The organism is Micromonospora sp. NPDC049529 (genome assembly GCF_055586685.1).
Window position 1 is genome coordinate 159,144 of record NZ_JBVJHT010000004.1, and the last position, 24,140, is coordinate 183,283.

General features: G+C 66.9%; 13 protein-coding genes, 2 tRNA genes and 4 pseudogenes. 7 read left to right on the top strand and 12 right to left on the bottom strand.

Features of this window, described 5'->3' with window-relative positions; all coding sequences use genetic code 11:
* Positions 1–164: 164 nt before the first annotated feature.
* Positions 165–920, top strand: coding sequence for an MBL fold metallo-hydrolase (locus ACZ6QQ_RS08280; RefSeq protein WP_465875189.1), 756 nt, complete (start codon positions 165–167; stop codon positions 918–920).
* Positions 921–933: 13 nt separating this feature from the next.
* On the opposite strand, the pseudogene ACZ6QQ_RS08285 reads toward ACZ6QQ_RS08280, so the two are convergent.
* Positions 934–2,127, bottom strand: a pseudogene (locus ACZ6QQ_RS08285) (amidohydrolase family protein).
* A gap of 794 nt (positions 2,128–2,921) precedes the next feature.
* Between ACZ6QQ_RS08285 and ACZ6QQ_RS08290 the strand changes: the two are divergent.
* A pseudogene (locus tag ACZ6QQ_RS08290) lies at positions 2,922–4,157 on the top strand (IS110 family RNA-guided transposase).
* A 2-nt stretch (positions 4,158–4,159) separates the two neighbouring features.
* Here ACZ6QQ_RS08290 and ACZ6QQ_RS08295 read toward each other — a convergent pair.
* Positions 4,160–4,576 (bottom strand): hypothetical protein, encoded by a 417-nt coding sequence (locus tag ACZ6QQ_RS08295; RefSeq protein ID WP_465875515.1) that lies wholly within the window; start codon positions 4,574–4,576, stop codon positions 4,160–4,162.
* A 279-nt stretch (positions 4,577–4,855) separates the two neighbouring features.
* Between ACZ6QQ_RS08295 and ACZ6QQ_RS08300 the strand changes: the two are divergent.
* Together ACZ6QQ_RS08300 and ACZ6QQ_RS08305 are read left to right on the top strand one after the other, a co-directional pair.
* Positions 4,856–6,038, top strand: a pseudogene (locus tag ACZ6QQ_RS08300) (IS110 family RNA-guided transposase); the annotation flags it as partial.
* Positions 6,039–6,605: 567 nt separating this feature from the next.
* Positions 6,606–6,908: a hypothetical protein gene (locus tag ACZ6QQ_RS08305; protein ID WP_465875190.1), complete on the top strand. Its 303-nt coding sequence runs from the start codon at positions 6,606–6,608 to the stop codon at positions 6,906–6,908.
* A gap of 534 nt (positions 6,909–7,442) precedes the next feature.
* On the opposite strand, the gene ACZ6QQ_RS08310 is transcribed toward ACZ6QQ_RS08305, so the two are convergent.
* From ACZ6QQ_RS08310 to ACZ6QQ_RS08340, 7 genes and pseudogenes are all read right to left on the bottom strand, one after another.
* The gene (locus tag ACZ6QQ_RS08310; protein ID WP_465875191.1) at positions 7,443–10,376 is read right to left on the bottom strand and encodes a type I restriction endonuclease subunit R; all 2,934 of its coding nucleotides are present in this window, start codon (positions 10,374–10,376) and stop codon (positions 7,443–7,445) included.
* Positions 10,376–11,542, bottom strand: a complete 1,167-nt coding sequence (locus ACZ6QQ_RS08315; protein WP_465875192.1) for a hypothetical protein — start codon at positions 11,540–11,542, stop codon at positions 10,376–10,378. Before ACZ6QQ_RS08315 ends, ACZ6QQ_RS08310 begins: the two co-directional genes overlap by 1 nt.
* The gene (locus ACZ6QQ_RS08320; RefSeq protein ID WP_465875193.1) at positions 11,539–13,029 is read right to left on the bottom strand and encodes a type I restriction-modification system subunit M; all 1,491 of its coding nucleotides are present in this window, start codon (positions 13,027–13,029) and stop codon (positions 11,539–11,541) included. Before ACZ6QQ_RS08320 ends, ACZ6QQ_RS08315 begins: the two co-directional genes overlap by 4 nt.
* Entirely contained in the window at positions 13,026–14,585 is a 1,560-nt protein-coding gene (locus tag ACZ6QQ_RS08325) for a type I restriction-modification system subunit M (protein ID WP_465875194.1), read from the bottom strand. Before ACZ6QQ_RS08325 ends, ACZ6QQ_RS08320 begins: the two co-directional genes overlap by 4 nt.
* A 428-nt stretch (positions 14,586–15,013) precedes the next feature.
* Positions 15,014–15,216, bottom strand: a pseudogene (locus tag ACZ6QQ_RS08330) (site-specific integrase); the annotation flags it as partial.
* Between the two features lie 551 nt (positions 15,217–15,767).
* Entirely contained in the window at positions 15,768–16,325 is a 558-nt protein-coding gene (locus ACZ6QQ_RS08335; RefSeq protein WP_465875195.1) for a hypothetical protein, read from the bottom strand.
* A gap of 384 nt (positions 16,326–16,709) precedes the next feature.
* A tRNA-Lys gene (locus ACZ6QQ_RS08340) sits at positions 16,710–16,785 on the bottom strand.
* A 187-nt stretch (positions 16,786–16,972) separates the two neighbouring features.
* On the opposite strand from ACZ6QQ_RS08340, the gene ACZ6QQ_RS08345 reads away from it, so the two are divergent.
* Both ACZ6QQ_RS08345 and ACZ6QQ_RS08350 read left to right on the top strand, forming a co-directional pair.
* Positions 16,973–18,259, top strand: a complete 1,287-nt coding sequence (locus ACZ6QQ_RS08345) for a L,D-transpeptidase (RefSeq protein WP_465875196.1) — start codon at positions 16,973–16,975, stop codon at positions 18,257–18,259.
* A 177-nt stretch (positions 18,260–18,436) separates the two neighbouring features.
* Positions 18,437–19,744, top strand: a complete 1,308-nt coding sequence (locus tag ACZ6QQ_RS08350) for a L,D-transpeptidase (RefSeq protein WP_465875197.1) — start codon at positions 18,437–18,439, stop codon at positions 19,742–19,744.
* Between the two features lie 134 nt (positions 19,745–19,878).
* On the opposite strand, the gene ACZ6QQ_RS08355 is transcribed toward ACZ6QQ_RS08350, so the two are convergent.
* Positions 19,879–19,951 (bottom strand) — tRNA-His (locus ACZ6QQ_RS08355).
* 127 nt (positions 19,952–20,078) lie between these two features.
* Positions 20,079–20,675 (bottom strand): oligoribonuclease, encoded by a 597-nt coding sequence (orn, locus tag ACZ6QQ_RS08360; protein WP_465875198.1) that lies wholly within the window; start codon positions 20,673–20,675, stop codon positions 20,079–20,081.
* Between the two features lie 68 nt (positions 20,676–20,743).
* Here orn and ACZ6QQ_RS08365 point away from each other — a divergent pair, with 68 nt between their 5' ends.
* Positions 20,744–22,039: a glycosyltransferase family 87 protein gene (locus tag ACZ6QQ_RS08365; RefSeq protein ID WP_465875199.1), complete on the top strand. Its 1,296-nt coding sequence runs from the start codon at positions 20,744–20,746 to the stop codon at positions 22,037–22,039.
* A gap of 210 nt (positions 22,040–22,249) precedes the next feature.
* Here the strand turns inward: ACZ6QQ_RS08365 and ACZ6QQ_RS08370 are convergent, their stop codons facing one another.
* Entirely contained in the window at positions 22,250–24,073 is a 1,824-nt protein-coding gene (locus ACZ6QQ_RS08370; RefSeq protein WP_465875200.1) for a hypothetical protein, read from the bottom strand.
* Positions 24,074–24,140 lie beyond the last annotated feature (67 nt).

Genomic DNA, 24,140 nt, shown 5'->3' on the forward strand with positions numbered 1-24,140 from the left:
CCGCCACCCCCCCCCACCCATCCCCTACCCCCCCCCCCCCCCTCCCCCCCTCCCCCCCCCCCCCCCCCCCCCCCCCTCCCCCCCCCCCCCCCCCCCCCCCCCCCCCCCCCCCCCCCGCGTCCGGGCAGCACGCCGACCGTGGGCGCGCTGGCACACTTGCCGACATGGTCGACTGGTATACGCAGACCGATGCGGGAAGTGACGTCATCCGGGTCTCGGAACCGCACGTCAACGAACTTCTGTCGGCGAACTTCTGGTGGTTGCGCGGCAACGATCGTGACATCGTGGTCGACGCCGGGCTCGGTGTCGTCGCCTTGCGGGAGGCGATTCCGGGCATGTTCGAGCGCGATCCGATGGTCCTGCTCACCCACGCGCACCTGGATCATGTCGGTGGGGGACCCGAGTTCGCTGAACGGGCCGCGCACCCCGCCGAGGCTGCGCTCTTGGCAGCGGGCGTACCGGCGAGCCTGTACGGCGCGGAGCTCTACGACAAACTCGGGATCGACGCAGCGGGAGAACCGGTCCCGGAGCTCATGATCGACGTCCTGCCCGGTCCCCACTACGATCCGGCCACCTACCGCGTCGAACCCATGACCCTGAACCGCGTGCTCGACGACGGTGACCGGATCGACCTGGGCCGGCGAGTGCTGACCGTGCTGCACCTTCCCGGCCACACACCGGGAAGCATCGCCCTGCTGGAGGAGCACACCGGCACCCTGTATTCCGGCGACATCATCTACGACGGGGCCTTGATCGACGACCTGCCGAACTCCGACGTGACCGCCTACCGGCAAAGCATGAAGTTCCTCGCCGACCTCGACGTGTCCGTCGTCCATCCCGGCCACGGGCACAGCTTCGACCGGACACGCCTTCGCCAGTTGGCCGAGACCTACCTGCGCAGGAAAGCCCTAGACGAGTAGGTCCGAAGTCTGGTCAGTGGTCGTAGCCGCTGATCGGTTCGCCGGCACGGTACACGGCGAGTGGGTGGCGCAGTACCGTGATGTCGCTCGTCGGGTCGCCGCCCACGACCAGCAGGTCGGCGTCGAATCCGGGCCTGACGCGGCCCTTGCGCCGGCCCAGCCCACACACCTCAGCACCGACCGAGGTGGCCACGCCGAGGGCTGCGGTGGCGGGGATGCCGCACCCGACGTACTCGACGAGCGTCTCCGGCAGGATCCCGTGTGGCTTCGCGGGGCCGAGGCCCGCGTCCGATCCGGCCACCAGGCGGACCCCGGCCCGGTGCAGGGTGGCGGCGCCGTCGCGAAGAGTGGCCTCGCTGAGCCCGGCCCGCGCCGCCATCGCCACCACCTCCGGCGGCGTGACCACGGCAGAGTCGGTGCCGAGCGTGGCACACACCGCCACCCCGGCGGAGGCCAGGCGGTCCGCGAGCTCGTCGGAGACGTGGGCGCCGGTCGCGGTCACGCACGTGCAGTGCTCGATGCCGTCGACACCGACGCGCAGCGCCTGCTCGACCGCGCTGAGCGCGTGCGCCGTCACCGGCAGGCCCAGCTCATGCGCCCGGGTCACCGCGGCGGTCAGCTCCTGGTCGGTGAACTGCGGCAGGGTGACGTCGGTGCCGGGGGTGAACACCCCGCCGCTGGCCATGACCTTCACCAGGTCGGCGCCAGCCGCCGCCCGCAGCCGCACGGCCTCGCGGATCCCGTCGACGCCGCTCGCCTCGCCCCCCATCGACCAGCAATGCCCGCCCACGCTGGTGACGGGCGCACCCGACCCCACCACCGTTGGTAAATCGTCGCGCGTTGCCCGGTCCCGCCATCAGAGTACGGCGTCGCGCCGGTCGCCGAGGTCGCGGACGGTCGTGGCGCCGGTCGCCAGGTGCGCGCGCAGCGACGCCTCGACGACCGCGTCGAGGTCCGTCTCGGGACGCTCGGCGAGCCGACCGAGCGCATCCGGCCCGGCGTCGGCGCACAGGTGTACGTGCGCGTCAACCAAGCCGGGCAACACGGTTCCGTCCGGCTCCTCACGCACCGGCCAGCCCTCCGGCGTCTCGGCCCAACCCCGGTGCACGTCGGCGATGCGCCCGTTGTCCAGCAGGACCAGTACCCCGCCTTTCACGAGCTGTTCGCCGTCGAACATCCGCGCCGCCCGAACAGCATGCTTCGTCATAGGCCCTCCCCTTTCATCTGAACCGTTCCCGCAAGACTCTCCAGCTGACGGCGCTCCGCGAACACAGGGCTCTGGTCAGCCTGAAATACGATGCGGAAGCCACCAGCAGAGTCTGTTCGGTCTTTACGGGCATTTCAATCGCCGGACGCATGGTCATCGAGATCTAGATCCTTCCCCGATTCGGCAGCTCGGCACTCAGGCTGACCGTGGCGTGGCAGGGTGGCGTCCCGCGTTCAGGTTGAGCGGCCGACGCCGATAGCGAAAGCTTCACCCAGCGTGTGATCGAGTCGGCCAGCCTTGCCTGGGATGCCTCGTTGTGCAGAGGTTCTGACGTGAGCAGAACGGGTCGTCCGGCCGCGACTGAGTTCCCCCCCCCGTTACCTAATGAATCCCGAACGACCCGTCGCGGCTCGCGGGATGCCTGCCCGTTACCCGACCTTCGAAGGTCTCCAAAAAGATCGGCAGCGTGGGCGGCGACGGGCCGTTGAGGGTGGTGGTCCGGCTCGTCGAGTACACGCCTGCACACCTCTGGGCCGGTGAAGCCTCGTGCAAGACCGGCGGGCCGGCGTGTCCGGACCACCTCCGTGACTTGAGGCAGCATGTTGATCGTGATTGCAGCCCGCCCGCACGGCACACCTCGCGAACCGGGAGCCGACGAGCTCTGACAGCGAAGACCAAAACCGTGCGGGTCGCTGGAATCGCGAACGGCTCATCGGAGGGTAGGCCACAGAGCCTCGTCATTAGGGCGCCGCGCGTTTCCGCCAGGGTCTGCAACCAGTTCACAAGGAAGGAGTATGAGGTTGAAGGTGTTCTGCGGCATCGACTGGTCCGAGCGGCACCACGACATCGCCCTGGTCGACGAACACGGCCAACTGGTCGACAAGCGCCGCATCAGCGACAACCTAGAAGGGTTCACCTCGCTGGTCGACAAGCTCGCCGCAGCCGGTGACAGTGCCGATCAGCCGATCCCGGTGGCAATCGAGACACCACGTGGGCTGCTGGTCGCAGCCCTGCGCGCGACCGGGCGCCGGGTGTACTCGATCAACCCGATGGCGGTGGCCCGCTACCGGGAGCGGTACGCGGTCTCGCGGAAGAAGTCCGACCATGTCGACGCGATGGTGCTGGCAAACATCCTGCGCACCGACGCCCACGCGCACCGGGCGCTACCGGCCGACAGTGAGCTCGTGCAGGCAGTGGCAGTGCTCGCCCGTGCTCATCAGAACGCAACATGGCGAAGGACCCGCGCCTCGAACGAGTTGCGGTCTCTGCTGCGGGAGTACTTTCCAGGGTTCCTCGACGCGTTCGCCAGCAGGAAAGGGTAGCTGACCAGCCCGGACGCCCGCGCTGTGCTGGCCATCGCGGCAACACCAGCGGAGACGGCCAAGCTGTCCCGCGTCCGGATCGCGGCGGCGTTGCGCCGCGGAGGGCGTCAACGCAGAATCGACGAACTCGCCGCCGAGCTCCACGAAACCCTGCGCCGTCCGCAACTGCGGCAGCTGCCCATGGTCGAGGCAGCGATGGGCACCCAGGCCCTCGCGCTACTGGCCACACTGAACGTCGAGTGCACCAGCGTTGACCAGCTCACCGAGGCCACCAGCGAAGCGTTGCGCCGCCATCCCGACCACGAGATCGTCACCAGCTTCCCCGGCCTGGCCGACGTCACCGGAGCCCGCGTCCTGGCCGAGATCGGCGACGACCGGACCCGGTTCGCCGACGCACGGGCGTTGAAGGCATACGCCGGATCCGCACCCGTCACCCGCGCGTCCGGCCGCAGCATCTCCATCGCCCACCGCAAGGTCAAGAACGATCGCCTCGCGGCCGCCGGCTACCTCTGGTCATTCGTCGCGGCCACCCACGCCGAACCCGCCAAGCAGCACTACCAACGCCGACGCGACCACGGCGACCGCCACCCGGCTGCCCTCCGCAACCTGTTCAACCGGCTGCTCGGTTGCCTGCATCACTGCCTGGCCACCAACCAGGTCTACGACCCGGCCAAGGCATTTTCCCAGCTGACGCCTGCTCGACCCTGAGATCAAACGGACAGCGTTTTTGCGGTCCGGTCAAGCAGGTCTTGGGCACCAACGCCGACCGCCGAATCGGCGTCAGTCAGCAACCCATGCAGGACAGCCTGGAAGCGGACGCGATCCTGCAACGTGGAACGAGTCAGCTCGAACAGGACAGCGCTCAGCGCACCACTGAGATGATCCGCCGTCTCCGGCTGCGCCACGTGCCAGGCCCGAGCGAACAGACGCATCGCGGCCGCGTCCCCGCGCCGCAGTAACGCCTCGGCGGCAGCGTCCGTGACGGCCGTATCACCAGGATCAAGCAGAAGGGCCTGCATCACCGCGTCCACCGGGTCATGCCCGACGAAAGCGCTCAGCTCCCAGCCAGCACGCGCCCGATCCGACCACACATCCGACCGTGCCAGCAGCAGCAAACGCTCGTACATGTCCACGGATGAATCATGCCCGGCTCTTGACCGTTGCGGAGATCGGAGGTCTTCTGATCCTCCCCAGCCCGGCACCCTCGGTCGCCCGGCCCGGTATGACTTACTGCCCCTGCCGTACGCGTGATCGGGGGTGTTGTCGCCGGGTCGGGTGGCGTCGGCGGACCGCTGATAGGGACACGGCCACCCCTTCGTGGGTAGGTCTCTTCGTAACGTGGCTGCCGGCAGTCCGACGCTCTGACCAGCGGCCGAGGCCGGTAGCAAGGCACGGAGGCGGGAGAGGTGCACAGCGAGTACGGCGTCTTCCTCGGGTTGGAAGTCGGTAAGGGTGATCACCACGCGGTCGGACTGGCCCCGGACGGGAAGCGGTTGCATGACGCGCCGTTGCCGAACACGGAGGCCGGTTGCGGCAGTTGCTTCACAAACTCGCCCGTCACGGCACGGTGCTGGTCGTGGTCGACCAGCCCGTGTCGATCGGAGCTCTCCCGGTCGCGGTCGCCCGCGCGTGTGGTCATCAAGTCGCCTATCTGCCCGGCCTGGCGATGCGACGCATCGCCGACCTGCACCCGGGTAACGCCAAGACCGACGCCCGGGACGCGTTCGTGATCGCTGACGCGGCTCGGACCCTGCCGCACACGCTCCGGCGGGTCGACACCGGCGACGAGACCCTCGCCGAACTGGAGACGCTCGTCGGCTACGACGACGACCTCGCCGGTGAGGCCACCCGTGTCTCGAACCGGATCCGTGGTCTGCTCACCCAGCTCCACCCCGCCCTGGAACGCGTCCTCGGCCCCAAAGTGCAGCACCAGGCGGTGCTGGAACTGCTGTCCCGCTGCGGTGGCCCGGCCGGGTTACGCAAGGCTGGACGCCGCAAGCTCACCTCGATCGCGGCCAAGAACGCACCGCGGCTGGGCGAACGCCTCGTCGAGCAGATCATGGCCGCTCTGGAGGAGCAGACCGTCACCGTCCCCGGCACCCAGGCCGCCGAGACGATCCTCCCCCCGCCTGGCCGACTCCCTCCGCGACGTCCTGCGCCAACGCGACCAGGTCGCACGCGAGGTCGAGAGGATGCTTGATGCGCACCCTCTCGCCCCGGTCCTGACCTCGATGCCCGGCATCGGCGTCAGGACCGCAGCCCGGATCCTCCTCGAAGTCGGCGACGGCACCGCCTTCCCCACCCCAGGCCACCTCGCCGCCTACGCCGGGCCTCGCTCCCGTCACCCGACGATCCGGCAGCAGCATCCGCGGCGAACACCCACCCAAGGGCGGCAACAAGCAGCTCAAACGGGCGTTCTTCCTCGCCGCGTTCGCCGCCCTGGCCGACCCCGCCAGCCGCACCTACTACGACCGAAAACGCGCCGAAGGCAAACGCCACAACGCCACCCTCATCTCCCTCGTCCGACGCCGCTGCGACGTCCTGTTCGCCATGCTCCGCGACAAGATCCCCTACCAACCCGACCAACCCACACAGCCGCTACCGCTTGACGAAACCCATAGGGACACCCCCCCGCAGATTCTGGCCTCTTGCGTGGGGAGATCTGATCGGCCGGTACGTCCTGATCGCCGTACTCGCCCAACGCGGGGTGCGGTTCGATCGTAGATTGGTGGTCGCACCCGGTCGTTGCGAAGCCGTTCGAGCGGGTCGCCCGTTCGAAGCCAGCCGGCACCACCGATTCGACCGCCGTCCTCGGCTGTTCGAGGAGTCCGTGCGGCTCAACCGCTGATCGGGGACGCTGCTCGTGGCAAAACATCCCTCGTCCGGATAAATTCCTGAGTGGACGGCGAGTATGCCCATGGCGACAGGAAAGGCGTAGCGGAATTGAGTACACCCGAAGATGGAGCTGCCGTGAGTGTTCGACACTGCGGACGTCCGACCAGATCCGGCAGACCATGCCAGATTCGCGTGAGCGGCGCAGATGTCGCTTGCGGCACGCACGCCACTGACGAGGACCGCGCTGTAGCCGCCGCTTACCGACGAGGCTGGAACGAAGGATTCCACTCCGGCTCGAAGTCCGGGGCAAGTGGTGCCCAATTGAAGATCGAGTGGCTTGAGCAGCGCGTGAAGGATCTTGAGCAGAAACTCGACAGTTCCGAGCGGTACTACGAACTCGATGGCGATCAGGTCGTGGAGGTCGGCAGGTACGCCTACCGGTGGCGAGGCAGCCCGCCCCTCACCGCTGGCGAACGCGTGGTTCTGCCCTCGAACTGGGTCAGCCAGCTAAGGACGGGTCCTGGGACTTTCGAAGACGTCGTAACCAAGCTTGGCGCAACCTATCGAGGGGAACTTTCTCTCATCATCCGACGGGCCGAGCCTCAGGACGACGGCGCACGATGACCTGGCTTGCGGTCACCTTCCTACGGCTGTGGCCAAGCCGTACCTTTTGGTAGCGAACATGGTCATCGTTGGTCCCGGCGCGTTCGAATCCCAGCGGTCAGCCCGCGTAGTCGTGGCTCCTGCCCTTCCTGTGGACATAACCGTTCGACTACCCCGTGCCGGGCCGCGCCCCTCGCCACGGAGGTCAAACCCGGTCCAACCGCTCCCGATCACCCGCCGAGCACGCGGCCCCGCCCAGAGACACGAAAGAAGCCCTGAGCTGGCGCGAGACGCCAGGTTAGGGCCTCTTTATAAGTGGTGCGCCGCCGGGGACTCACCCCGAACCCGCGGATTGAAAGACTAACCTTGGCCGATTCACCCAGTCCAACCAACTCGCGTGAATCATCTGCTCGCGGTCATGGCCCAATTCGGCAAAGTCGGCGTCACAGCCAGTCCGACCGACCACGGGTCCGTCCACCACACCCGAGCATCCGCAGTGTACCTACATCACACGGTCGAACACGGGCGGACCCGAAACACGAGCCGAGGCAACCTTTAGTAGTACTCCCGAATATACCCGAGGGCGCGCTCGTACACGTCGTTATCGCGGATCTTGAACTTGGTCCAGAGCGTCTTACGGAGGGACTGCTGGACCAGGCGGTCGCCCTCGCGAGTGTCCTGCCAGCCGGTGAACCGTACTGCCCGGACGACTTTGTCGACCTCGTCGACGATTCTCTCGGCAATGATCGGGGTGCCGTTACCCTTGAGGGACTGGAACAGCTCGGTCAGCGCCGCCTTGCCTTGGACCTCGCGGGGTACCTCGGCGGCGGCCTTCTCCGCGGCCACGGTGTCCCGGGCGAGGGCGAACAGCTCCTTGAGGAAGTCCAGGCTGGCCTGCTGGGAGTGGGCATACTTCTCCCGCAGCGCGGTGAGCCGCTTGCCGAGCTCGATGAAGACAGGATTACCGATGTGCTTCGCGATACGGGCGGTAATCCACTTTTCGACCTCGATCGGGTCGACGTCCCTCCGCCGGCCCGTCATGAGGTCTTCGATCACCTGGGCATCCAGGACGATCATGTCGAGGTCGCTACGGGGCACCTCGACGGTGACGTGTTCGTTGATGAGTTCCAACGTCTTGGCACCGAGGGTGTGCCACACGAGCCGACCGGCCGTGTCCGACGGCCGCACCGACTCGTACACGTCGGTCAACCATCGGTAGTCGGCCACGTAGGTGGAGAGGATCGGGTCCGGGCTGAGGGTCTCCCAGAGTTGGGCGACGATGCTGAAGGATACGCCGAAGGCGTCGCGGGCCTCGTCGCTGCTGATAGCGGTCTGTGCGGCAATTAGCCCCTCGTAGCCGCCCACGGTGCGGTCGACGCCGGGAAAGAACGCCAACGCGGCCTGGATGGCCGGACCGAGCTGATTCCGCAGTACGGCAATGTTGCTGATCACCTGCTGGACGCTCTTCTCGTCGAAGGCGAACGCCTTGGCGACGTCGTCGAAGATGCCCAGATAGTCGACGATCAGCCCGTGCGTCTTGTTCGGCGGGTAGACCCGGTTGGTGCGGGTGATCGCCTGGAGCAGGTTGTGCTCCTTGAGCGGCTTGTCGAGATACTGCGCGTAGAGGATCGGCGCGTCGAACCCGGTGAGGAGCTTCGCCGTCACGATGATGATCTTCAGCGGATCGGCCGGGTCGTTGAACCGGGCAGTAATGCGCTCCAACCCATCCCGGTCGGGGGTGTACTCCGCCCACTCCTCCGGGTCGCGAGCGGTGCGGCTCATGACGACCGTGGAGGCATCGGGACCGAGGATCTCGTCGAATTCCGCCTTGTAGGCGGCGCAGGTCGCCTTGTCGTAGACGACCACCTGCGCCTTGAGCCCCTGTGGCTCGACCTTGGTCCGGAAGTGCTCGGCGATGTCGGCCGCGATCCGGTGGACCCGTTCGTCCGCCTTAATCAACACCTCGAGCGATGCGGCCCGCTTCGACAGCGTGCTCTTGTCTGCCTCGGTGAGTCGGTGCTGCTCGGCCAACTCGGCGAACGCCGCATCGATCGCGGCCTCGTCAAGGTGGATTTCCGACAAGCGCGGCTCGAAGTGCAGCGGCAGCGTCGCCCCATCGCGGATCGAATCCTGGAACGAGTACCGCGAGAGATAGCCACCTTCATCGCCTGTGGCCCCGAACCACATGAAGGTGTTGCGGTCCCGCCGGTTGATCGGGGTGCCGGTCAGGCCGAAGAGGAAAGCGTTGGGCAGCGCCTCGCGCATCTTGCGCCCGTAGTCACCCTCCTGTGAACGGTGGGCCTCGTCGACCATGACAATGATGTTGTCCCGGTCGTCCAGCACCCCCGGCGCCTCGCCGAACTTGTGGACGGTGGTGATGATGACCTTCCGAGCGCCCACCGCGAGAAAAGCTTGTAGCTCCCTGCGGCTGTCAGTCGAGACGAGGTTCGGCACGTCCGAGGCGCTGAACGTGCCAGTGATCTGGGCGTCCAGGTCGATGCGGTCGACCACGATGATCACGGTGGGGTTCGTCAGACCGGCCGTCGCGCGCAGCTTCTGCGCGGTGAAGACCATGAGCAGCGACTTGCCCGAGCCCTGGAAGTGCCAGATCAGACCCTGCTTGATCCGGCCGTGGAGCACCCGTTCCACGATGAGGTTCGTCGCCTGAAACTGCTGAAAGCGAGCGATGATCTTAATCTTGCGGTGCTTCTTGTCTGTGGCGAACACCGAAAAGAACCGCAGGAAGTCCAGCACCGCCGCCGGTGACAGCACACCCTCGACGGCCTCACGCACCACCGCCAGGCCGGTCCGCACCGGGGCATTGTCGTCTGTCTCGTCCCGCCACGGGCCCCACAGGCCGATTGGCATGCCGACCGAACCGTACCGGAAGTCCTTGCCTTCGGTGGCGAAGCTGAATACGTTGGGAACGAAGAACGCCGGTACATTGACCTCGTAATCCTCGTTGATCTGCGCAGCAGCGTCGATCCAGGAGTACGCGGGGCGGACCGGGGACTTTGCCTCGCCGACGACCAGCGGGAAACCATTGCACCACAGCACCAGGTCGAAGCGCCGCTCGACCCGCCCGACCCGATACGTCACCTCCGTGGAGACCATCCATTGGTTGGCGCCCGGCTCGGGATTATCGAAGTCGATGAGCCGGATCGTGACGTGCTCCCCCGCCGGCCCAAATGGCATCGACCTCTGCCCGGTCAGCCAAGCGGCGAACTCCTCGTTCGCCACCACCGGATTCGGCGTACGCTGAGCGGACAGAACGACCGCCCGCAGGTGGTAGATTACCTCGTCGGCCAGCCGTGGATCGGCCCTGATGACGGGGTTCAACCGCACCAGGGCCTCCTTGACCGACCCTTCCAGCAGCACCTCATCCTCCCGGCGCGGCAACTCCTTGCCTGCGATGAACTGAACACCAAGCGACTCAACAAGGTCACGCGCGAAGTCCCGGACAGTCCTGTCCTCAGTGAACTGAGACATCAGTTACCTCCGAAAACGTCAGCGAGGAGGGAGGATCGCGTGTGCCGCGTCGCGATAGACTCCCTACGAACCGCCGCCAGCATGTCTCCAACGGATTTCATCAGTTCGACGACTGCCCGCTGTTCGGCCATTGGCGGACAAGGCATCCGCATCACCGAAAAGCGGACTGCGGTGAGGTGGGCCATTGAGGTTGTCCTCTTCGCAACTTCAGTGAAATGGCCTAGGTGGAAACATCGGCGGAACCAGGCAAGCGCAAATTCAGGGAGCATGTCAGGGCCCGCCCGGAAACGCAGTAATGTCTTCTGCATGTAGCAGTCGGGAATTTCACCCCGAAACATTGCACAGCGACCGACAAGCTCGATGCTCTGCCCCTCGTTGAGCAGTACGTCGCCGGGCTCCAGTCGGAACCTCTCCGCACCATCATCACTGAAATCCATGCTAGCTACATCATCTAGGATCAGGTGATCATCGGCAACGTTGGCAACACGGAGATACGGCCGCATCCTCGCACCCGTCCGATATTTTGGATGCAGCTGTTGGCCCAACTGAACGTCACCCAGCTCAGCCACCGTCGCGTGAGGCCAATGGGAACTAAAGGCGTCTTCCAGCAACCTCACCTCGGCCGCTTGCCCCGCTTCCAGTAAGGCAAAGCCTGCCCCTCGCGTCGCCTCTACCGCCCACAAGAGATCAGCGAGGTGCCTCTGCTCGTCGAGGGGAGGCAGGATAAACTCCATGGTAGCCAATGGCCGCCAGTTCAAGAACTTATTCACGGAACCGGAGAAGTTTGCTCGGAAATAGTCCTGCGCAGCCTGAGACCCCAGGAGCCATGGCAAGAATCGCTGATCCAAAACGTGTGGGTCGATCGTCCGGAGGACGAAGAGCTTCTCGCCGGTGACGCCGCCGCGATCGGTGACCCCAATCTTCTCAATGCCACGCGAGTGAAGGAGAACGTCACCCCTCTTGAACAGCCTTTTGAAAGTCGGCGGAAAGTCGTCATCGGCCGTCGATCCATACCGTCGGACCGGCAGATAGCCGCGGTCAATATGTGGCCCGGCAACGTACGGCAGGACGCCATCCCTGTTCGGGTCGAAGTAGTCATTGTGATTCTTGATCACATCGCCGAGGGTGAATCGCTTCCATGTGGACTTATCGAGCCTGAGGGTCACCGGCCCACCTCCTGTCGAGCGAAGGACAGTGCGTTACTGATGGCCACTTCCGCCTCACTGACAGCCGACCGCCACGCCTGAACAGAATCGACTACGTTTAAGTTCGCGTGTCCGACACTGTCTGTCGGACCAGCCGCGTGGAGCGGTATCGCAAGATTGTACTGGTTGTCGGCGATCTCACCGAGGGTGGCGACAGCGGCGAAACTATCATCTCCACCGAATGCTTCGTACGCGGCAAGGACCTTACGCTGATGGAAGTCGCGGAGGAACGACTGGCCCTGCTCGCGGGCAACTTCGCTGACCGCGTTAATGAAAAGAACCCTGCCGCGCTGCGCGGCGGACTTATTGGCGCGCAGCGTGACGACCACGGCTTCCATGGGCGAGTTGTAGAAGAGACCCGCTCCGAGGCCGATGACGGCTTCAAGCAGGTCGGACTTGACCAATCTCTCACGCAGTCCGGCCTCCTCGCGGCGAAACAGCACGCCGTGAGGAAAGAGAATTGCTGCCCGGCCAGTCTTGGGGTCAAGACTGGCAGCGATGTGCTGAAAAAAGGCGTAGTCGGCGCGGCCCTGCGGCGGGACTCCCCACATATTTCGGCCGTACGGGTCGTTGGTAAAGGCCGCACGGTTCCACGCCTTGATGGAGTACGGCGGGTTGGCGAGCACCACGTCGAAGGTGCGCAGCCGACCACCGTCGAGGAAGGCGGGCCTGGTGAGGGTGTCGCCGTGCGCGACGTGACCGTCGGCGATGCCGTGCAGGAACAGGTTCATCCGGGCGATGGCCGACGTACCGTAGTTGAGCTCCTGCCCGTACAGGCGAAGATTGCGCCACTCCTTGCCCTGCCGACGCAGCTCGGCGGCAGTGGAGATGAGCATTCCCCCGGTGCCGCAGGTCGGGTCGTAGACCGACTCCCCCGGCTCGGGTTTGAGCATCATCGTCATCAGGTGCACGAGGGTGCGGTTGGTGTAGAACTCCTGGGCGGTGTGGCCGGAGTCGTCGGCAAACTTTCTGATCAGGAATTCGTATCCCTGACCGAGTTCGTCCTCGGGCAGGTTCGCCACCGAGAGCGTCTTGGCAGAGAAGTGCTCGATGAGCTGCTTGAGGGTCCGATCGGGCAGCAGATTCTTGTTGCCCCAGTCGCCGTCGCCGAAGACGCCGGTCAGGGTGTCCGGGTTGGCCGACTCGATCGCGCGCATAGCGGCGAGGATCGATGCGCCGACGTCGCTTGCAACCTTACGAATGTCCTGCCAGTGGGCGCGCTCGGGGATGGCGAAGCGGTGATTCTCCGGCAGATCGGCTGCCTCGTCGTCACCGTAGATTGCGAGTGCCGCAGCACGTTCCTCGTCGTAGACATCGGAGAGTCGCTTGAGGAAGACCAGCGGGAAGATGTACTGCTTGTAGTCGCCGGCGTCGATGAGGCCGCGCAGCACGACGGCCGCGCCCCACAGGTAGGACTCCAGTTCGCGCTGGGTAATGCGGGCGGTCACGCCGTCACCTCGCTCGGGCCAAGACCCCACTTGGCCAGTTCGGCCTCCAGCGCGGCGCGGGTCTCGCGGGCGACGGCGTGAGCTGCTTCGAAGTCGGTCAGGGCCTGCTCCAGCGTGCGTTGTTCGCCGTCGTCGGCGGGGGCGACGTACAGCGGAATGTTGAGGTTGAAGTCGTTGGCCCTGATGTCGTCGAGCGTGGCGACCGCCGCCAGGCCGGGTACGTCGGTGAACGCCTGAACGGTCTGCAGCAGGGTGTCGCCGTGCTCGGGTTCGAGATCGTTTTGGTTACGTCCGCGCTTGAACAACGACTCACCGTTGACGAACAGCACCCTGCCTCGGCGGTCATCGGCCTTGCGTCGGCGCAGGATCAGCACGCACGCGGCCAGGCCGGTGCCGTAGAAGAGGTTGGGCGCGAGGCCGATCACGGCCTCTACCAGCTCAGCCTTCAGGACGAATTCGCGGATACGCCCCTCGGCACCCTGACGGAACAGCGCACCCTGTGGAAGCACCACGGCGACCCGTCCCGTCCCCGGTGCCGCAGATTCGATCATGTGCTGAACCCAGGCCCAGTCGGCGTACCCCTTGGGTGGCACGCCCCCGAGCCGGTTCCGGCCCCACCGATCGGTGACCCACTCCACGTCTCCCCAGTTCTTGAGTGAGAACGGCGGGTTGGCAATCACGCAGTCGAACTGGGCGAGGCGTGCGCCGTCGTAGAAGGCCGGCGAGCGTAGGGTGTCCTCGTGGGCGACCTCGAAGTCCTCGACTCCGTGGAGCAGCAGGTTCATCTTGGCGAGGCCGGAGGTGGCGAGCACCTTCTCCTGGCCGTAGAGCTTGCCCCAAAGGGTTTGCGGCCGGCCACCCTGGCGCTTTACATGCTCGATCACCTCAATCAGCATGCCGCCCGTGCCGCAGGCCGGGTCGTAGACCGTCTCACCCTCCTGCGGATCGAGGATGTCAACGAGTAGCCGCACCACCGATCGCGGGGTGTAATACTCGCCTGCCTTCTTGTTGGACTGATCCGCGAACCGTTTGATGAGATATTCGTACGCCTGCCCGAATACGTCCGGCGCGACAACCGCATTACTCAGTGTCCTGGTGGAGAAGTGCTCGACGAGGTCGCACAGCTTGGCATCGGGCAGCTTTTCCTTGTTCGTCCAGGCGGCGCTGCCAAAGATGCCGTACAGTACGTCCGGGTTGACCTTCTCTATCTCTCGGAACGCGCTCACCAGGGCCTGTCCGACGTTCTCGGTTCGGGCGCGCACGTCCTCCCAAAGGCTGCCCTCGGGGATGCCAAAGCGGTGGTTTTCGGCGAGCGACGCGTACTCGTGGTCGCCGTCCGACTCCGCCAGTGCCCGCTCGTACTCCTCGGTGTAGCAGTCGCTAATCCGCTTGAAGAACATCAGCGGAAAGATGTATGCCTTGAAATCAGCCTGGTCGATGCTCCCACGCAACGTGTCAGCGGCCCGGGCGAGATACTGCTCCAACTCTGACAAAGTCATCGGGATGGCGATCGTTTCTTGCGCCCTCGCGGAGGCTCGCGCATAGCGATCAGTCATCCGGTCACCCGACAAAGGGCCATATTGCTGTTGTCTCCTTGCGAGCTGTGGTCACGCCTGCGCGCAGGCTCTACCGTAACCCTAACTTCCGGCGGCCAGGGTCCCCTGGTCGGTTGGCAAGGTGTGTCGGCGGGCGGGATGTGGAGCACGCACTCCGGCACAGAAATCAACCACCGCGATCAGCGTATGGCTCAAGAGGCTCCCTGGGTTGCCGTGCCGGTCAGAGGGTTGTTGAGTACTGCCACAGCGGGTAGGGGCGTCGCCCAGGGCCGGACGAGGTCTGCCCAGAGAGGGTTGACATGGCCAGTGGCCGAGAGCGCGGTCGACTGTCGAGCGGCGCGGTTGGCCTTGGCGTGACGAGCCGGCTGAGGATTACGTTGGCCTTGTCACCCCACGTCGACGTGGCACAACCGACGTGGTTGCTTCCTGGTCTTGAGCCAGGCAGTACCGGCAGCGAGGCGTTCGCGGTGTTGCCGGGCCGATGGGCGCGGAGCACCGCCACGGTCTCGGTGTCGAGAGCCATCGCGGCTTCGCTGTCGGTGGTCATGGGGGTCTAGATGGCGGTGGCCCAGCCGTGTTGGACGAGTTGCCAGCGGACGGTGAGGGTCCGGGCGTTGAGGCCAAGGTCGTCTCAGCGCAGGCCGCTGCCTTTCAGGGTCCGCCCCAACACCCCCCCCGACATCCCGTACGCCAACGGCTCCGAAACCTGGAACCAGTACCTCGACCGGGCAACCAGGGCCCTACAGAGGATCGTCAGCCAACACGACGGCAATAGGTCCTCATCGCCGCCCACGGCGACACCATCGAGGCGGCCATCCACCCCCTCCTCGAACTACACCAAAACAGCCAGGAACGGCACACGTAGGAGGTGCACGCCTACCGGACCTGGAGGCTGGCCCTCGGCGAACGGGCGCCCCGCCTACTCGCGGCAACCGACAATCCGCCCTCGATCGTCATCACCGCCGTGCCAGGTATCCCGCTCGACCAGCGAACGCTTCTCCCCGAGGCCGAGCGTGACGCGTACTGCCAAGCAGGGCGGCTACCCGAGACGCTCCATGCCGCCAGACCGCCGAGACTGAAACCGGACTGGTACGCGACAGCTTCCTCAACGAGTACGGCCATCTGACCGCCGCCGATCACGAGGTGTTGGAGCACTGCACCTACCTCGATGCCCTGACGACGTTATGCACTACAACCCTGAGACGACGTCACGGTGGCGTTGTCCGATGAGCGCCAGTTCGGTGATCTTGGTTGCCATCGGGAAGCCCTCAAAGGACACGGATCATGGTCTCCAATGAGCTGCGACAGCTCCGCGATCAGCTTGGCTCGAAGAGCAGCGGGGGTGGCCTCCCGGGTACGCTTGATCAAATCAAAGTACGTTTCATAGGTGTAAGAACCTTCGATGGCCAGGTTGCCAAAGACAGGGAAGATCCGGGGAAGCAGGAAGTGGAAGAACTTCGACAGAAAAGCCGGAGACTCCGACTTCGTCAACTTCAGTCGTGCAACGACCCCGGGGAACGCCCGTACTTGATCCCAGGTGACGCGGGTGATGTCCATGTCCTTGACTGGCGCGCATGCTTGATGCCAGGCGCTGGTCAAGTCGTCCCGGTTGGCAATCGGGCGGTCGGTCACCTCGGCTTGGGATACTGGCCGCAGCGCCCTCCACGAGTTCAGCCGCAGCAGAAAGCCCGTCCACCAGTCGTCCCGGAAGTCCCCATCCGGGTTCTGGGCGGCCAGCACCTTATAGCCGCTATTGTGGAAGTCGTTTCGGCCAGCTCGTCTGTGTCTGCCACCACCGAACACCGACTGCGAAGTCTTCTTCTATCGAGCGATCGCAGGTGCGCATCTTATGAGCGGACCGCGAGCATCGATACCAGACGAACATCGGGGCTCAGGTCCTCCGCACGACGCCGACCGCCTGTAGCGCTCCGCAGTGACCCCGATCAGGTGAACCGCGATGGACGTCGTGGCGGGCCGCCCCACACCCACAAGAACCACGCCGCGTCCCAACAGAACGCCGACCCCTCCAACCGCTCCCGATCACCCGCCGAGCACCCGGCCATCGACCACAGCAATGAAAAAGGCCCTTACCTAGATGGAAACCCAGGTCAGGGCCTATCTCAGTGGTGCGCCGCCAGGGACTCGAACCCCGAACCCGCGGATTAAGAGTCCGCTGCTCTGCCAGTTGAGCTAGCGGCGCTCTCTGACAACGGATGAAACCCTAGCACGCACTCGCGAGCCGACTCCAATCAGATAGCCGCACCCAGCCGTACGGGCGGCGGGGGACGACAAACCGGTTCAAACTCCCGGCTGCCTCCCATCGGGACACCCGAGCTTGGTGCGGATGGTGCACGATGTGCCGCAGGATGCGATCGAACGGGGTGGGGATGGGCAACATCACGCGGGGCTGGACGATGATCACGGCCCTGGTCATGGTCACGCCGCTGGCCCTGGCCGGGTGCGGTGGCAGTGACCAGAAGCCCGAGTTCGTGGGCACCTCCACCCAGCCCACCGCCAGCCCCACACCGCCGGCCGAACCGCTCTCGCTCGCCATCACCCCGGCGGCCGGGGCGGCCAAGCAGCCGGTGAGCACCGAGATCGGCACCACGGTCACCGGCGGGAAAATCACCGATGTGACGCTGAGCACCGACGGGGCGAAGGTCGCCGGCAGTCTGCGCGAGGACGGCTCGTCTTGGGTGCCGGCCAACCCCCTGAAGTACAACAAGAAGTACGACGCCACCGTCACCGCCACCGGCACCTCCGGTCAGGTGGAGACGAAGACCACCTCCTTCACCACGATGGCCAAGCCGGGTTCGCAGATCGGTTCCGGGCTGTACCTGTTCGACGACAAGGTGTACGGCGTGGCCATGCCGGTGGTGGTGGAGTTCTCCCCGGGCATCCCGAAGAAGGATCGGGCGGCGGTGCAGCGGCGGATGTTCGTCGACACCGCTCCGGCGCAGCCGGGTGCCTGGCACTGGGTGGACAACGGCACCCAGGCCTACTACCGGGCGCCGGAGTACTGGCAGCCGGAGACCAAGCTGACGGTACGGATCGCGCTGGAGGGGATCCCGCTCAGCAACGGCCGGTACGGCAACGTCGACCGGAAGGCCAACGTCAGGATCGGCAACCGGTTCGAGATGAAGGTCGACAACGCGACCAAGCAGATGACGGTCTTCGAGAACGGCAACCTGGTCCGGACGATGCCGGTCAGCCTGGGGAAGAAGGCCACTCCGTCGTCCAGCGGGACGATGGTCGTGATGGAGAAGAAGGAAAGCACCGTCTTCGACACCAGCGACGACCCGAACCCGGCGAACCGCTACGTGACCGACATCGACTTCGCCCAGCGCCTCACCTGGGGTGGCGAGTACATCCACGCCGCGCCGTGGTCGGTGGCCCAGCAGGGGCGTACGAACGTGTCGCACGGCTGTGTGAACCTCTCCACGCCGAACGCGCGATGGCTGTTCGAGAAGACGAAGACCGGCGACCCGGTGACGGTGCAGGGCACCGAGCGCAAGCTCGCCGACGGCAATGGCTGGACCGCGTGGAACATGAGCTGGGCCGAGTTCGTCAAGGGCAGCGCGCTGCCCGTACCCGATGGTCTCGGAACGGGGTCCGCGCCCGGCGCCGGATCCGCGTCGGCCAGCCCGACGACGGGTGCCACCCCCGGCGCGTGACCGGCTCCCGCTGGGCCCCCGCCGGTCGACGATCAGCCGGCTGGGCTGGACGAACCAGGCAATATACCGACAACTCTCCCTACCCGCCTGCGTTTCTCGCCACGTGGTGAAACCAAAATTTGCCGGCAGGCGTCTTTGGGAGAGGATGGTCGTGGGGACCAGGACTGTGAGGGAGCAATGCGCGCGAGTCGAGACCAGTTGATGGGGCAGACCGCGAGACGGCGCCGGGCAACCGCGCGGACGCTCGTGACGGTCGTGCTCACCGGGGCGCTCGCGCTCACCGCCGCCGGGTGCAGCAGCGGCGGTGGCAACTCACCGGCCTGGTCGGGTGGGAACGGCAGCAAGGCCCCGGACGCCCCGAAGGCCAGCGCGACGATCACCAGCCCGGCGGCCGACGCGAAGGACGTGCCCGCGTCGACCGAGGTCGCCTTCACCAGCAAGGACGCGACCACGACGACGCTCGAACTGAAGGACGGCACCGGCAAGGTCGTCGAGGGCAAGGTCAGCCCCGACGGTACGACCTTCCTGCCCAACGGTGCGCTCGAATACGGTACGACGTACACCGCGACGGTGACCGCGACCGGCGACGACGGCAAGCCGGCGACCACGAACAGTACCTTCACCACGATGGCGAAGCCGGCGAACCAGGTCCGGGTGACCAGCTTCCTCGGCGACGGTGCCGTGGTCGGCGTGGGCATGCCGGTGATCGTGAAGTTCTCCCGCGCGATTCCGGAGGACTTCCGGGACGACGTCCAGCGGCGGATGACCGTGACGACCACCCCGACGCAGGAGGGTGGCTGGCGCTGGATCAGCCCGACCGAGGTGCACTTCCGGCCGAAGACGTACTGGCAGGCCAACACCGAGCTGGACTACAAGATCCAGGCCGGCGGGCTGCCGATGGGCGACGGCTGGTACGGCCGGGCGGACCTCACCATCGACGCCAAGGTCGGTTCGGCGGTGGTGATGACGGTCGACAACAAGAGCAAGCAGATGACCGTCACCAAGGACGGCAAGGTCATCCGGACGATCCCGATCAGCCTCGGCGCCCCGGTCACCCCCTCCTCCAGCGGCACCATGATCGTGATGGAGAAGCTGAAGAAGACGGTCTTCGACACCATGGACGACCCGAACCCGGCCAACCGCTACCGCACCGACATCGAGTTCGCCCAGCGCCTCACCTGGGGCGGCGAGTTCATCCACGCCGCGCCGTGGTCGGTGGCCCAGCAGGGGCGTACGAATGTGTCGCACGGCTGCGTGAACATGTCCCAGGCCAACGCCCAGTGGCTCTTCGACCAGACGAAGATCGGTGACCCGATCACGGTCAAGGGCACCGAGCGCAAGCTGGAGAACGGCAACGGCTGGACCGACTGGAACATGAGCTGGGACGACTTCATCAAGGGCAGCGCGATCCCGTACGAGGCGCCGGCCGCACCGGCTCCCAGCGACGTGCCGTCCGCCGACCCGAGCGTCACCCCGACCACCTGATCGAAGCCGCGACGCGGGTCGGACCACGGGAAGCCTTCCCACCGGTCCGGCCCGCGTTCCGTTGCCCCCTGAATGCCCCCTGAATGCGTCAGGCCCCCTCCAGCGGAGGGGGCCTGACCTGCAACAACTGGCAGGGTGACTGATGGGAATTGAACCCACGACACCCGGGACCACAACCCGGTGCTCTGCCTACTGAGCTACAGCCACCATGTCGACCAACCCGGATCTTGAACCGCCGGGCGGGGCGCCGACCAATAATAGCCACACCCACCCGTGCCGCGTCGAGCGGGTTCGCCTCCGGCCGGAGTCAACCCGGCCGGGGGCGGGTAATCCGTCAGAGCTGGGCGGCGATCGACTTCGCGGTCTCGACGTCCGGGCCGGGCAGCGGGACGAAGACCGTCCGCCGGTAGTACTCCAGCTCGCGGATGCTCTCCCGGACGTCGGCCAGCGCCCGGTGGGCCAGCCCCTTCGCCGGTTGACCGAAGTAGACCCGTGGGTACCAGCGCCGGCACAGCTCCTTGATCGACGAGACGTCGATCATGCGGTAGTGCAGGTGTGCGTCGAGCCGGGGCATGTCGCGGGCCAGGAAACCCCGGTCGGTAGCGATCGAGTTACCGCACAGCGGGGCGCTGCGCGGGTCCTTGACCAGGCTGGTCACGTACTCCATGACCATGTCCTCGGCCTCGGCGAGGCTGACCGCGGAGCGGCGTACCTCCTCGGTCAGGCCGGAACGTTCATGCATAGCCCGTACTATCTCCGGCATCCCCGCCAGAGCCTGTTCGTCGGCGTGGATCACCACGTCGACACCTTCACCGAGAACGTTGAGGTCCGGATCGGTAACGAGAGCAGCGACCTCGATCAGCGCATCCTTGCCGAGATCGAGCCCGGTCATCTCACAGTCGATCCAGACAAGAAGATCAGCCACCGCCACAGACTACGCGCAGCCCAGCAGCCCGCGCCTCAACGCGGCAGCCACAACCGACCGCTAGGGTTTTCCCCGTGCCAGCCGATCCCGCCGCCTCATCCGCCACCGCCGCAGACGACCCGGGTGGTCGTACTGCGCGGTGGCTCGTCGCGGCCGTGGCGCTCGCTGCCGTGGTCCCGGTCATCTACCTGCTCGGCACGCCGCACAACTTCTTCGACCTCAAGATCTACATGAGCGCGATGCGCTGGTGGGCGGAGGGGAAGCCGCTCTACGACTACGCCCAGGCCGACCGGGTCCAGGGCGAGCTGTACTTCACGTACCCGCCGTTCACCGCGTTGCTGATGCGGCCGTTCGCCGGGCTGACGCTGGGCGCGACGGTCACCATCTTCACGATCTTCACGGTGCTCGCGGTCATCGTGACCACCTGGTGGCTGATCGCGCCGATCGCCGACCGCCGGGGCATCCCGCGCTGGTTGGCCGCCGCGGTGGCCGTACCGCTCGTCTTCGCGGCGGAGAGCACCCGCGAGACGATCACCTTCGGTCAGATCAACATGCTGCTGGTCCTGTTGATCCTCGGGGACCTGCTCTTCGCCGTACCCCGCAAGTCCCGCTGGGCCGGTGTCGGCATCGGGCTGGCGACGGCGCTCAAGCTGTATCCGGGCATTTTCATCGTCTACTTCCTGGCCACCCGGCGGTGGCGCGAGGCGGCCGTGGCGAGCGCGAGCGCCGCCGCCGCGACGCTGCTGGCCGCGGCGATCGCGCCGCGCGACTCCTGGCGCTTCTGGACCCATGAGCTGTGGGCGACCGACCGGGTCGGTCGCACCGACTACACCGGCAACCAGTCCCTCTTCGGCCTGCTGAGCCGGTTCACCGTGCCGGAGAAGCCCGACCAGCTGCTCTGGCTGGCCCTGGTCGCCGTGGTGGCCGGCTACGGCCTCTGGCGGGCCAGTCGGGCCGCCAGGGGTGGCGACGAACTGACCGGTCTGGCGCTGACCGGCCTGGTCGGTGCGCTGGCCAGCCCGATCAGTTGGACCCACCACGTGTACTGGTTCATTCCGGCGGTGCTGGTCCTGGTCGACGCGGGCCTGTCGCAGCCGCCCGGCTGGGAGCCGGGTGGGGTCGGCCGGCGCCGACGGCGGACCCTGCTGGTGCTGGCCGCCGTGATCTACGCCAGCGTGGTCTACGGCGTGGTCTCGTTCCACGACTGGGGGGTCAAGCCCGTACCCACCGACTCACCGATCGAGTTCGTGTTGCGCAACATGTACGTGCTGCTGGCCATCCTGCTGCTCTTCGTGCTGCCGACCCGGCACCTGGTTCGCGAGGCGCCCAGCAACAGCGTTCCCCGCAGCGGTGTCCCGGTCACGCACTGAGTGTCCGGTAGCGGCAAAAGTTGCGCCAATTGGACAGATCTCCCCTAGTCGTCTGTGTTGGGGTTAATCTAGTACCAACACCTAAAACGTTCCTTGAGTGCACCGATCCCCCGGTGAGAGTGGCCCTTCGTGTCGGCAGCACGAAGGGCCACTCGCCGTTCTCGCACGGCTCGCACTGCTCGCACTCCGGAACCCCGGCCACCACGGGTTTCACCTCGCCGGGGCCACCTCGGCGGCATCCGCCGCCCCGGCGGTGCCGGCCACCGGCCCCGCCGCCGCGTTGTCCGCCGTCGCCGGCTCGGCGTCGCCGCCCGGCTCCGGCTTGCACTTCCTCGACCTGGTCGTCGCGGCCTTCTCCGCCGCCCCGGTCGCCCTGGTCGCCCCGGTCCGACGAGACGAGGTGGGTTGCGCCGCTGCCGGCTTGCCCGTCGGCCCACCGTCGACCACGGGTACGCCGGACGCCTGCGAGGCCGCCACCGGGCTCGCGCCCACCGGTGGCGCGGTGAGCGGAGGCGCCGCCTCCTGCGCAACCTCGGTGGGCGTGCCCGCCCCGGCCGGGATCGGCGTCGCATCGGTCGCCTCGGATCGGCTCTGCCGCTCCGACAAGCCCTTCCCCGGATACTCCGGCACCTGGTTGGCGCCCCGTGCCGCCCCCGCGTGCACCGGATCGAAGTCCTGCTCAAGCCGTCGCCCGTACGCCACGGTCGGCTTCGACGCAACGGCGTCGGGGGCACCGGGCGCCGACGAGGCGTGCCCGGGTGAACCGGACGCGGTCTTGGTCGGGTAGGCCGGGGCCGGGTTCGCGGGCTGCTTCGACAACGGACCGGTGCTGCCGGCGGCGCGCGGCGGCCAGTTGAGGACGAGTTTGGCGGGCGGCGGGCTGCTCGCCGGCCAGACGTGATCGAGGCTTCGCCCGGTCGCCGGTCCGCCGTTCGTGGCGCCCCCGTCCGAAGCCGCGACCGGACCATCCGTGCCACCGGAACCACCCGTGCCGACGGAAGCACCCGCGCCGGCGGGAGCACCCGTGCCGGCGGAAGCACCCGTGCCGGCGGGAGCACCCGCGTCGACCGGACCCTCCGTGTCGACTCGACCATTCGTGAGGACGTCCGCGAGCGTCTCCGGGCGGGACGCCACCGGTCCGGTCCGGCGGGCGGGAAGGCCGTGGGAGTTCCGGGGGCCGGTGGTGTCGACCGGGCGGGACGGGGCCGGCAACTGGGAGTGGACCGGCCAGGCGGCCGAGGCCGGTGACCCGGCCGGGTGCCGCGTACGGGCCTTGCCCTGGGTCGGTCGACCGAGGTTGTCGAGGGCGCGTACGCCGAGGCGGGCGGTCAGCACCGGGAGCTGGCCGGGTTCGACCACGAAGACCACCTCGCGCGGTCGGGCGGGCCAGACCAGGATGGCGATTCCGAGCAGCGCGAGCAGGGTGCCACCGGCGAGCAGGCCCCAGGTGGTCGGTTCGAGCCAGCCCACCCGCAGTTCGGCGCGGAGGTCGAGGGCGACACCGGGCCCGGCGTCGGGGTACATGACCACCAGGCTGAGGCGCTGCCCGCGCAGGTCGTCCGGGGCGAGGTCGAGGGCGCGGGCTGACTGGCGTACCCAGAATGCCTGCTCGGCCGGGGCGGACACGGCGGCGGCGGTCGGGGCCGCGGCCCGCGACACCGGGGTGAGGGCGACCGGCAGCCGCCCCCGGGTGACGGCGACCCGGTCGATCCGGGTGTACGGCATCGCGGCCAGGTAGCGGTCGACCTCGGCGGTCGGGGCGAGCCCGATGAACGCGGGTCGGGCCTCGGTACCGGCGGTGATCCGCAGCCGGGCCTGGCCGGTACGGGTGAACGGGGCGTCCCGGCGCAGCAGCGCGTCGAGGTCGGGTACGACGACGGCGCGACCGGGCGTGGAGATCCGTTGCAGGGAGGCCGTGAACGCGTCATCGGCGTCCCGCCGGTCCGCTACCGTCCACAGTGCACTGCCGACGAGCAGCACCGTCAGCCCAACCGTGAGCAGCAGCACCCCGGCGATGGTGCGTACGACGCGCATCGTCTTTTCCCCCTGATCGAAGTATCTTCCTGACGATACCGACCTAAAGGGGCTTAATGCTCCTTAT